We start from the raw sequence: 9,676 nt of genomic DNA, 5'->3' as shown, positions 1-9,676 counted from the left end.
GCGCGCACAAAGGCCTGATACCGCAACACAGGAAGCGGTCCCCCTCTACCCCAGCCGCCCACCGCGTAGCCTTCCATGGGCTAAAACGTGGGTAGAAAGCAAAACGGGCCGAGAAGGCCCGTGTTTCCTAGCTATCTGGCGGAGAGAGCGGGATTCGAACCCGCGGAGGGCTGTTAACCCTCACACGCTTTCCAGGCGTGCGACTTAAACCGCTCATCCATCTCTCCGGAGCGACGGATTGTAGCCATGCGCCGGAACAAAAAAGGCGCCTCTCGCGAGGCGCCTTCTTCATCACGGACGCGCTGGCGTCATCAGTTCAGCGGGACCTTCTTGCCGTCCTTGTAGACGTACAGGGTCATCGCCGGGTTCTTCAGTTCACCATCGCTCTCGAAGGCCACCTTCGCGGTCACGCCGGTGTAGTTGGTTTCGAACAGCTTCGGGCCGTAGACCTTGGGGTCGGCCGAGTTGGCGCGCTTCATGGCGTCGACCAGCACGAACACCGCGTCGTAGACGTAGGGCGAGTAGACCTGGAACTGGCCGGGATACTTCGCGTCGTACTTGGCCTTCCAGGCGGTACCGCCGGGCATCTTCTCGAGCGAGGAGCCGCCTTCGGCGCAGACCACGTTGCCCAGCGTCTTGGCCCCGGCCGACAGGTCGGCGAGCTTGGCGGTGCACACGCCGTCGCCGCCGAAGAACTTGACGTTCGACAGGCCGAGTTGCTCCATCTGGCGCAGCATCGGGCCGGCTTGCGGGTCCATGCCGCCGTAGAACACGCCATCCGGACCCTTCGACTTGATCGAGGTCAGGATCGCCATGAAATCGGTGGCCTTGTCGGTGGTGTACTGCTCATCGACGATCTGGATGCCCTTGGCCTGGGCAGTCTTCTTGAACACCTCGGCCACACCCTGCCCGTAGGCAGTGCGGTCATCGATGATCGCGACCTTCTTGAGCTTCAGGTTGTTGGCGGCGTGCAATGCCAGGCCGGCGCCGAGCGCGTTGTCGTTGGCCAAGATGCGGAAAGCGGTCTTGAAGCCCTGCTGCGTGTACTTGGGGTTCGTGGCCGACGGGGTGATCTCCGGAATGCCGCAGTCGTTGTAGATCTTCGAGGCGGGAATGGTGGTGCCGGAGTTCAGGTGACCGACCACACCGTTGACCTTGGCATCGCACAGCTTGGTGGCGGCGGCCGTGCCCTGCTTCGGGTCGGCAGCGTCGTCTTCCGCAACCAGTTCGAACTTGACCTTCTTGCCGCCGATCGTGATGTTCTGGGTGTTGAGTTCCTCGATCGCCATCCGGGCGCCGTTCTCGTTGTCCTTGCCGTAGTGGGCCTGGGCACCGGAGATGGGGGCGACGTGGCCGATCTTGATCACTTCCTGGGCCGAGACGGCGCCGGTCGCGAGCAGGGCCGTTGCAAGGGCGATGGCTTTGAGTTTGAGTTGCATGAAGAACCTCCGGGTTGGAAGAAAGATTGAAGAAAACGGGTCGTTCTCAACGGCCGAGACAATACTCCAAAACAGGCAGCACACCGCTCGGGAGACGCCCCGGGAAAACACCGTCGGCGCCGATGCTGGCGGTCTGCACCTGAAGCTGGAACAGTAGCAAGCCGCAGACCACCCGCTTTGCAGGCGCCGAGATCAGCCGCGCACCTCGTGCGGGCGGATCTCGTAGCCGCGGCTCTCGAAGTAGCGCCAGCGCTGGCGGCCTGCGCGCCGCTCCTCGTCGTCTTTGCCGACGATCTCGAACAAGCGTTCGAAGCTCTCGAAACCGGCTGGCACCTCGGGTCCCAGGTTCACCAGCACCTCGTGGTGAGGTGCGTCGGCGGCCCGGTCCAGCAGCCAGATCGGGGTCGGCGCCAGGCGCTCGGCCGGAGCCGCTCCTTCGCGCAGCCGGGCATGGGGCACGAAGGCCAGCGGATCGTAAGTCCACAGCATCACGTCGAGCTGGGCGAGCCGCTCGCTCGACGACGCCGTGACGGCTACCCGGGCGCCCCGCTGGTAGGCCTTCGTCAGCAGGCGGCAGGCGTGCGCCAGCGGATCGGCTGCACCGTGGTGGAAGTTGATCTCCGTCAAGCGGGTTCCCCGCGCGCAGGCGTCAACGGGTGCGCGACAGCACGAAGTGCGTGAGCAGCGGCACCGGCCGGCCGGTCGCTCCCTTGGCGGCGCCGGATTTCCAGGCCGTGCCGGCGATGTCGAGGTGCGCCCAGCGGTACTTGGCTGTGAACTTCTTGAGGAACATCGCCGCGGTGATGGCCCCGCCGGCGCGGCCACCGACATTGCCCATGTCGGCGAAGTTGCTGCGCAGCGCTTCCTCGTACTCGTCGTCGAGCGGCATGCGCCAAGCCGGGTCGAGGCCGGCGCTGCCGGCGTCGAGCAGCGCATCGGCGAGCGCATCGTCGGCGCTGAACAGGCCGCTGCGGTGATGACCGAGCGCAATGACGCAGGCGCCGGTCAGCGTGGCGATGTCGATCACCACGGCCGGCTTGAAGCGCTCGGCGTAGGTCAGCGCGTCACACAGGATCAGGCGCCCCTCGGCGTCGGTGTTGAGCACCTCGATCGTCTGGCCCGACATCGAGGTCACCACGTCGCCCGGCTTGATGGCGCGCCCGCTGGGCATGTTCTCGCAGCTCGGGATGAGGCCCACCACATTGACCTGCGGCTGAAGTTCCGCGACAGCGCGGAAGCTGCCGAGCACGCTGGCGGCGCCACCCATGTCGTACTTCATCTCGTCCATTTCGGCCGCCGGTTGATGGAAATGCCGCCGGTGTCGAAGGTGATGCCTTTGCCCACCAGCACCACCGGTGCATCGCTCCGCGACGCGCCGTCATAGCGCAGCACGATGAACTTCGGGGGCTCGTCGGAGCCCTGCGCCACGGCGAGGAAGGAGCCCATGCCGAGCTTCTCGCAGGCCTTGCGGTCGAGCACGTCGACCTTGATCCGCGGCAGCTTGGCGAGCTTGCGCGCCTCGGCCGCCAGGAAGCTCGGCGTGCAGTGGTTGCCGGGCCGGTTGGCGCACTCGCGCGCCAGCGCCACGCCAAGGGCGATCGCCGCGCCGCGCGACAGTCCGGTCTGCGCCGCCTTGGCTTCCGCCTTGTCGACCAGCAGGGTGATCTTCTGCAGCGCCGGCGCGGGGCTCGCGCTCGGCTTGGTGTGGCGGTAGCTGTAGGTGGCGTCGGACGCTGCCGCCGCGGCGGCCTCGGCATGGGAGGCCTCGATGGCGCCGCTTGCGGCCACCGCCAGGTGCTTCACACCCAGCGGCTTGATCAGGCCCAAGCCCGCGGCCACGGCGGCCTTGAAGGCCTTGGGCCCGGCATCGCCGGCCACGGCGAACACCACGCGCGCCGCCTTCACGCCCAGCGGACGGTGCAGATAGAGCGTGCGACCGGCCTTGAAGGCCAGGTCGCCGGCCGCGATCGCATCGGACAGCACGCGATCCAGGGGATCGTCCAGGCCTTGCTGCTTCGGATCGCCGGCCACCACGATCAAGAGCGCATCGGCGCTGACCTTCGAAAGGCTGGAGGTCGACGTGGCGAGAATGCGAAAGTCCATAATGCGATCCGTTTGAAATCCAATTGATGTTATTCGATTCCACTCTGCGCCGAGACCTCGCCAGGAGCTTTGGCGCGACCCTGGTCGTGATCATGACCATCGTGATCACGATGTTCCTCATCCGCACGCTCGGCCAGGCGGCGGGTGGTTCGGTGGCCGCGCAGGATGTCGCGCTGCTGCTCGGCTACGTGGCCCTCGAGAACCTGCCCACCATCCTCAGCCTGTCGCTGTTCATCGCGGTGGTGACGACGCTCACGCGCATGTACCGCGACAGCGAGATGGTGATCTGGTTCGCCAGCGGTGTGGGCCTGCTGCGTTTCGTGCCGCCGGTGCTGCGGCTGACCGCACCGCTGCTGCTGCTGGTGGCGCTGCTGGCGCTGTTCGTCTGGCCCTGGGGCAACCGCCAGATCGCCGAGCTGAAAGACCGTTACCAGCGGCGCTCAGACGTGGCGCGCGTGGCGCCCGGGCAGTTCCAGAGCTCGGCCGACGGCAAGCGCACCTTCTTCATCGAGCGTGACACCGGCGAAGGCAACATCGCGCGCAACGTGTTCGTCCTGGAGCGCAAGCCCGACAGCGAGAGCGTGACCTCGGCCCGCACCGGGCGCATCGAGATGGACGGCGACCAGCGTTTCGTCGTGCTCGAAAGCGGCCAGCGCAACGATATCAACCTCGCCACCGGCGAGCGCAAGCTCGCCCAGTTCGACAGCTACCGCGTGCTGGCCGGCGAAGCCGTCAGCAGCGGCGCCGACAACCTGCCACCGAAGGCGCGCAGCACCTGGGATCTGCTCACGCAGCCGAGCAACCGGCACTTCGGCGAGCTCGCCTGGCGCATCGGCCTGGCCGTCGGTGGCATCAATCTCGTGTTGTTGGGCATCGGCCTGGCGGGCGGCAACCCGCGGCGTGCCGGCAGCTGGAACCTGCTGTTCGCGCTGCTCGCCTTCGTCGTCTATTTCAACCTGCTGAACCTCAGTCAGGCCTGGGTCGCCAGCGGCAAGCTCGAGATCGGCATCGTGCTGCTGCTCATCCACGGCGGCAGCTTCGTGCTGGCTGTTTCCTTGCTCTGGTGGCGCGAACGCGGCGCCTCGTTCGGACTGCGCCGCCGGCGCGCAAGCACCTAAGGCCTCGCCATGCGCACGGTCCGCCGTCTCCTGTATGCCGACGTCCTGGGCGCGGTGACCTTCGTCGCCGTGTCCTTCCTGTCGCTGTTCTTCTTCATCGACTTCGTGGAGGAGCTCGACGACATCGGCCGTGGCGCCTACCGCGTGCACCATGCGGCCCTGTACTGCCTGTTGGAGCTGCCGGGGCGCCTGTACGAACTGCTGCCGATCGCGGTATTGATCGGCACCATCTACGCGATGGCCAGGCTGGCGCAGTCTTCAGAGTTCACCATTCTGCGCACCGGCGGGCTGGGTCCGGGCCGGGCCCTGTCGCTGCTCGCCAAGATCGGACTGGCGTTCGCGGTGCTGACCTTCGTGGTCGGCGACTACGTCGGCCCCTATTTCGATGCCAAGGCGCAAACGCTCCGTTCCACGCTGCGCGGCTCGGCCTCCGGCGGCGGCAACAACAGCGCCTGGCTGAAGGACCGCCGCGCCGCCGCGCCGGGGGAGCTGCCCGCCGGAGAGCGCATCGATTCGATCAACATCGGCAACGTCGGGCCCGACGGTCTGCTCGACGACGTGCGCATCTACGAGTTCAGCGAGGATGGCCAGCTGCTGGCGCGTGTGGCCGCGGAGCATGCCGTGGTCGAAGACGGTGCCTGGCGCCTTAAAAAGGTGCGTCTCACGCGCTGGCATGCGGCGAGCGGCGACGGCCTGCCGGTCGACGAGCGGCGCGACGAGCTGCGTTGGCCGACCCGCTTGACGCCTTCGGTGGTCGGTGCGGCCGTCTCGCCGCTCAAGAGCATGTCGACCGTCGATCTCTACCGCTACATGAGCCATCTGTCCCAGAACGAGCAGGCCGCGCAGCGCCAGGAGATCCAGTTCTGGAAGAAGGCGCTGTACCCGCTGGCCTGCCTGGTGATGGTGGGCCTGGCCCTGCCGTTCGCCTACCTGCACGCGCGCGCCGGAGGCGTCAGCGTCAAGGTGTTCGGCGGCATCCTGCTGGGCATCAGCTTCGTGCTGCTGAACAACGTGTCGACCCACCTCGGGTTGCTGCGCGATTGGACGCCCTGGATCGCAGCCGCAGCACCCGGCGCTTTCTACCTGCTGCTGTCGATGGCGGCCTTCAGCTGGCTCGTGCGCTACCGGTGAGAGGGAACCGCATGCAGCAGCACGGCATCCTCCTGTTCGCCCACGGCGCCCGCGACCCCTTGTGGGCGCGGCCCTTCGAGGCGGTGGCGCGTCAGCTGCGGGAGCGCGCACCGGATACACCGGTCGCGCTGGCCTACCTGGAGTTCATGAGCCCGGACCTGCGCGGCGCGGCCCATGCCTTGGCGGCGCAGGGCTGCTCGGCCGTGAGCGTACTGCCGCTGTTCCTGGGCGCAGGAGGGCATGTGCGCAAGGACTTGCCGGCACTGCTGCACAGCGTGCGCGGCGAACTGCCGGCGGTGCGCTGGCAGCTCGCGCCCGCGATCGGAGAGATCGACTCGGTGGTCGCCGCGATGGCCGATGCCGCCTGGGCGCTGCTGCAACCGCAGGCCCGCTGAGAGCGTCACGCCGGTGGCACTGAGATAATTTCGTTTCACCCGCCTCGCGCAGCTGCGCGCACCGCCCGATGAACCTGCATCAGTTTCGTTTCGTCCAGGAAGCCGTGCGCCGCAATCTCAACCTGACCGAGACCGCGAAGGCCCTTCACACGTCCCAGCCCGGAATTTCCAAGGCCATCCTCGAGCTCGAGGGCGAGCTCGGCATCGACATCTTCGCGCGCCACGGCAAGCGGCTCAAGCGCATCACCGAGCCAGGCCAGCAGGTGCTCGCGGCCATCGAGATCATCATGCGCGAGGTCGGCAACCTCAAGCGCATCGGCGAGGAGTACAGCCAGCAGGATGCCGGCACCTTGTCGATCGCCACCACCCACACCCAGGCACGCTACGTGCTGCCTGGCCCGGTGGCTGCGCTGCGCAAGCGCCATCCCAAGGTGGCAATCAGCCTGCACCAGGGCACACCCGAGCAGGTGGCGCAGATGCTGATCGACGAGACCGCCGAGGTCGGGCTGGCGACCGAGTCGCTGAGCGACTTCGAGTCCCTGGTCACCCTGCCCTGCTACGACTGGCAGCACGTGGTGGTGCTGCCGCTGAACCATCCACTCGCGGCGCACGAACGGCTGACCCTGGAGCAACTGGCCCAGGAGCCGCTGATTTCCTACCACCCGTCCTTCACGGGCCGCACCCGCGTCGACCAGGCCTTCGCCACGCGCGGACTCAAGCCGAACGTCGTGCTGGAGGCGATCGACTCCGACGTCATCAAGACCTACGTCCGGCTCGGCCTGGGTGTGGGCATCGTGGCCGAGATGGCGGTGCGCGACGATCCCGCCTGTGCACCGGGCGGCGATCTCGTCACGCGTCCAGCCGGCCAGCTGTTCGGCAACAACGTCGCCCGACTCGCTTTCAAGCGCGGAGCCTACCTGCGCAACTTCGTCTACGGTTTTGCCGAGCTGCTGTCTGACCGGCTGACCCGCGATCTGATCACCCGCGCGTTGCAGGGCGACGCCGAAAGCTACGAACTGTGAAGCCAGCACCGATGAGCAGCGCCCACCTCCTGGCCCGCACGCCCGTGCCGCCCAGCCGCCTGCCGCGGGTGGGCACGACGATCTTCACCGTGATGTCCGCGCTGGCCCAGGAGCACGGCGCGGTCAACCTCGGCCAGGGCTTCCCGGACTTCGAGTGCGACCCGCGCCTGGTCGATGCCGTGACGCAGGCCATGCAGGCAGGCCACAACCAGTACCCGCCGATGGCCGGCGTGCCGGTGTTGCGCGAAGCAGTCGCCGCGAAGATCGCCGCGCTCTATGGTCACCGCTACGACCCCGGCAGCGAGATCACCATCACCGCTGGCGCGACCCAGGCCATCCTGACCGCGATCCTCGCGCTGGTGCATCCGGGCGACGAGGTGATCGTCCTCGAGCCCTGCTACGACAGCTATGCGCCGAACATCGAACTGGCCGGCGGCCGAGTACGGCGGGTGCCGCTGACGCCGGGCCGCTTCCGGCCGGACTTCGACCGTATCGCCGCGGCGCTCGGGCCGCGCACCCGCGCAATCCTCGTCAACACGCCGCACAACCCGAGCGCCACGGTGTGGACCGCCGGCGAGATGCAGCGCCTGGCCGATCTGCTGCGGCCCACCGACGTGATCGTCATCGCCGACGAGGTCTACGAGCACATGGTGTTCGACGGCCAGGCCCACCAGAGCGTGGCTCGCCATGCGGAGCTCGCCGCGCGCTCCGTCATCGTGTCGAGCTTCGGAAAGACCTTTCATGTGACCGGCTGGAAGGTGGGCTACGCCGCGGCCCCGGCCGAACTGATGGCGGAGTTCCGCAAGGTGCATCAATTCAATGTGTTCACCGTCAACACGCCGGTGCAGCACGCGCTGGCCGCCTACCTGGGCGACCCTCGCCCCTACCTGGACCTGCCGGATTTTTATGCCCGCAAGCGCGACCGCTTCCGCGCCGGGCTCGCGGACACCGGCCTCGACCTGCTGCCCAGCGAAGGCAGCTACTTCCAGTGCGTGGGTTATGGCGGCCTGGCCGCGCATCGGGCGCGCAGTGAAGCCGAGTTCTGCCGCTGGTTGACCACCGAGGCCGGCGTCGCGGCGATTCCGCTGTCGGCGTTCTACGACGCCGGATTCGAACAGCGGGTCGTGCGCTTCTGCTTTGCCAAGCGCGAAGGCACGCTGGATGCCGCGTTGCAGCGGCTGCGCACGGCGCTGTCCGCGCGATCTCCCGGCTGAGGGCGCCCGCAGGCGCGCAACTCAGCCGCGCGAACCGCCGTCCTGGCCTGTGCCGCCTTCGGCCGGCTTGGGCTCGAGGTCCTCGAGCGACAGATCGACCGCCAGCGGCTTCTGCACCTCCGGCTGGGCCTCGAGCGAGGTCGTCGCCAGCAGACGCTCGAAGACCGCGCTGGCCGGCGCATCGTCCGTGGGTTCGCCTGCGCCGATCGGCAGGAGCAGGTCGACGGCCCCGCCGGCCTCGAGCTCCGATCGATCGCGCGCGACCGAATACAGCAGCATCAGCTCGCGATAGGCCGGCAGGTCGAAGCTGTCGCTGCCCTCGGGATCGGCATTGCCATCGTCGGGGCGCAGCAGGCTGACCTGCAACACGTCCATCGCTCGCGACGGCGTCGACCACAGCGCCTGGAGCTGCTCGATGACGGCCGGGTAGTCTTCCAGCGTGCGTCCGCCCAGAAGGTCGGTCTCCCAGGCCGGGGCGTAGGCATTGAAGCGGCTGTTGAAGCGCTCGCGCAGCCGTTCGTAGTCGCTACGGTCACCGCGGCGCTTGTAGATTTCCAGCAGCTTCAGATAGGGCAGCGGACTGGTACCTGACGTGCTTCGCAGATGCCCCATCAGCAGATCGATCGCCGCAGCGTCCTGACCCAGGACGATGAAGAACTCGGCCTGTTGCTCGAGGTCGATCAGCTCCTCGACCGAAACCTCGCGCTTCTGCGCAGCGCTGAGCGGCCGCACCGCATTCAGCGGAGCAGGCTCCGACAGCGCGCCGGTCACCGACATGCTGCCGGCCCGCGTCGCGGCCAGCGTGTCGTCGAAACCGTCAATCTCGTTGGCTTGCTGACCCAGGCCTTGAGCGTCGGCACCGGCGCGAAGGCGGCCGCCTCTGCCGTTGCGGCCGGCGCTCCCACGCCACCGCTCCGCGGCGCTTCCGCCGGCGTGGCCGCCTGCACCAGCCAGGCGTGCGACTGGCGCTCCTGGTTGCGTTGCCGCCAGAGCCAGATCACCACGCCGAGCAGAACCGCGAGGGCCGCCGCCAGACCGTAGACCAATGGGTTGCTGTAGCGATCGCTTTCAGCGCGCTGCAACCGCGCCTGCAGGCCGGCAATGGCCTGCTGGGTGGTTGCGGTCTCGAGGCGCAGCTTGTTCATCGCCGCCTCGAGTTCCTCGACTCTGACCCGGGCGCCTCGGCCAGGGCTGCCGCACTGGCGGCGCTGGCCGCCTGCTCGGCGGCGGCCGCGCTGGCGGCCACCTCGGCGG

General features: G+C 67.9%; 9 protein-coding genes, 1 tRNA gene and 1 pseudogene. 5 read left to right on the top strand and 6 right to left on the bottom strand.

Annotated elements, in window-relative coordinates; all coding sequences use genetic code 11:
* Nucleotides 1-136 precede the first annotated feature (136 nt).
* The 4 genes and pseudogenes from Y694_RS17095 to Y694_RS17080 form a co-directional block, all read right to left on the bottom strand.
* A tRNA-Ser gene (locus Y694_RS17095) sits at nucleotides 137-227 on the bottom strand.
* Between the two features lie 84 nt (nucleotides 228-311).
* Complete coding sequence (locus tag Y694_RS17090; protein WP_011829535.1) at nucleotides 312-1,439, bottom strand: branched-chain amino acid ABC transporter substrate-binding protein; 1,128 nt, start codon at nucleotides 1,437-1,439, stop codon at nucleotides 312-314.
* A 192-nt stretch (nucleotides 1,440-1,631) separates the two neighbouring features.
* Complete coding sequence (locus tag Y694_RS17085) at nucleotides 1,632-2,066, bottom strand: DNA polymerase III subunit chi (protein WP_036234706.1); 435 nt, start codon at nucleotides 2,064-2,066, stop codon at nucleotides 1,632-1,634.
* Between the two features lie 22 nt (nucleotides 2,067-2,088).
* Nucleotides 2,089-3,542: pseudogene (locus Y694_RS17080) on the bottom strand (leucyl aminopeptidase).
* 26 nt (nucleotides 3,543-3,568) lie between these two features.
* Here Y694_RS17080 and lptF point away from each other — a divergent pair.
* The 5 genes from lptF (at nucleotide 3,569) to Y694_RS17055 (ending at nucleotide 8,422) form a co-directional block, all read left to right on the top strand.
* Nucleotides 3,569-4,660 carry an LPS export ABC transporter permease LptF gene (gene lptF / locus Y694_RS17075; RefSeq protein WP_011829538.1) on the top strand — a complete coding sequence of 364 codons (1,092 nt, stop codon included), beginning with the start codon at nucleotides 3,569-3,571 and terminating at the stop codon, nucleotides 4,658-4,660.
* 9 nt (nucleotides 4,661-4,669) lie between these two features.
* The gene (gene lptG, locus Y694_RS17070; protein ID WP_036234703.1) at nucleotides 4,670-5,791 is read left to right on the top strand and encodes an LPS export ABC transporter permease LptG; all 1,122 of its coding nucleotides are present in this window, start codon (nucleotides 4,670-4,672) and stop codon (nucleotides 5,789-5,791) included.
* 11 nt (nucleotides 5,792-5,802) lie between these two features.
* Nucleotides 5,803-6,186, top strand: a complete 384-nt coding sequence (locus tag Y694_RS17065; protein ID WP_011829540.1) for a sirohydrochlorin chelatase — start codon at nucleotides 5,803-5,805, stop codon at nucleotides 6,184-6,186.
* A gap of 68 nt (nucleotides 6,187-6,254) precedes the next feature.
* A complete protein-coding gene (locus tag Y694_RS17060) occupies nucleotides 6,255-7,208 on the top strand; it encodes a CysB family HTH-type transcriptional regulator (protein ID WP_011829541.1) in 954 nt (317 codons plus the stop codon).
* Between the two features lie 11 nt (nucleotides 7,209-7,219).
* The gene (locus Y694_RS17055; protein WP_036234700.1) at nucleotides 7,220-8,422 is read left to right on the top strand and encodes a pyridoxal phosphate-dependent aminotransferase; all 1,203 of its coding nucleotides are present in this window, start codon (nucleotides 7,220-7,222) and stop codon (nucleotides 8,420-8,422) included.
* A 21-nt stretch (nucleotides 8,423-8,443) separates the two neighbouring features.
* On the opposite strand, the gene Y694_RS17050 is transcribed toward Y694_RS17055, so the two are convergent.
* Together Y694_RS17050 and Y694_RS17045 are read right to left on the bottom strand one after the other, a co-directional pair.
* Nucleotides 8,444-9,199 (bottom strand): FimV family protein, encoded by a 756-nt coding sequence (locus tag Y694_RS17050; RefSeq protein WP_036234697.1) that lies wholly within the window; start codon nucleotides 9,197-9,199, stop codon nucleotides 8,444-8,446.
* Nucleotides 9,190-9,567 (bottom strand): hypothetical protein, encoded by a 378-nt coding sequence (locus Y694_RS17045; RefSeq protein ID WP_036234695.1) that lies wholly within the window; start codon nucleotides 9,565-9,567, stop codon nucleotides 9,190-9,192. The genes Y694_RS17050 and Y694_RS17045 overlap by 10 nt, the downstream gene beginning before the upstream one ends.
* Nucleotides 9,568-9,676 lie beyond the last annotated feature (109 nt).

This window comes from Methylibium sp. T29-B (genome assembly GCF_000576225.1).
GTDB lineage: Bacteria > Pseudomonadota > Gammaproteobacteria > Burkholderiales > Burkholderiaceae_C > Methylibium > Methylibium petroleiphilum.
This window is presented reverse-complemented; position numbering and strand designations above follow the sequence as displayed.